General features: G+C 64.5%; 1 protein-coding gene. It reads right to left on the bottom strand.

All coding sequences use genetic code 11. The annotated features are described in order from the left end of the window. Positions 1 to 488: 488 nt before the first annotated feature. Positions 489 to 712: hypothetical protein (locus ACFOY6_RS24230; protein ID WP_379652471.1), on the bottom strand; the 224-nt coding region annotated here is incomplete at its 5' end.

Raw genomic sequence — 712 nt, 5'->3', positions numbered from 1 at the left:
GGTGTCCATGATCGTGCCCATGATCCAGGCGCAAGGTGCGCCGTTCATGGCATCGAAGCGGTTGGTGTTCTCGGGCTTGTTGTCGCCGTAGACGCCCAGGGCGCAGCGCATGGTTCAATCTCCATTGGAGGGGACGAAGAAAAGGCGCCCTCCCTGCGGAGCGGCGCCGACCATCGGATTTGTGAGTCCACCTGAAGAATGATTTGAATAAAGATCATGGCGGGTGAAAGAGGCGATTAGTGCGATGCTCAAGACCAGAGATGGATGCTTCCCACGCATGCTAATCTCCGTCTTCATATTGGCGATCTGCGGCTTGTCCTTCGCCTTTCTCAACCTCTGGTACATGATTTCAGGCTGACGATACTCCGGCACATGCTCACCAGCCGCAGAGGCCAGCGCCAGTCTCGTTGTGCGCGAGGATGGCGCGGGCGGTGCCCTCGGTCAGGACATCCGCGCGGCTGACATAGATCGGCCGCCAGGGGCCGCAGCTAGTCGCGGGTCCAGCGCTCGCGCAGGCGCTGAGCAGGATCAGGCTCACGAGCCACATCACGCTCCACCGCATCGCGGATCTCCCTGGCTTGGATGTCGCGGCGCGTTGCCGCCGTCTCAGCCTCGGCGCGCCCCTGCCGCCGGCCGGCGCCGAGCAGCCCGAGCACCGCCAGGACAGCCGCGCCCAGCGCTGCCGCCCAGCCGGCCAGCCAGACCGGGATCA

This window comes from Teichococcus aestuarii (genome assembly GCF_042651065.1).
Classification (GTDB): domain Bacteria; phylum Pseudomonadota; class Alphaproteobacteria; order Acetobacterales; family Acetobacteraceae; genus Pseudoroseomonas; species Pseudoroseomonas aestuarii.
This window is presented reverse-complemented; position numbering and strand designations above follow the sequence as displayed.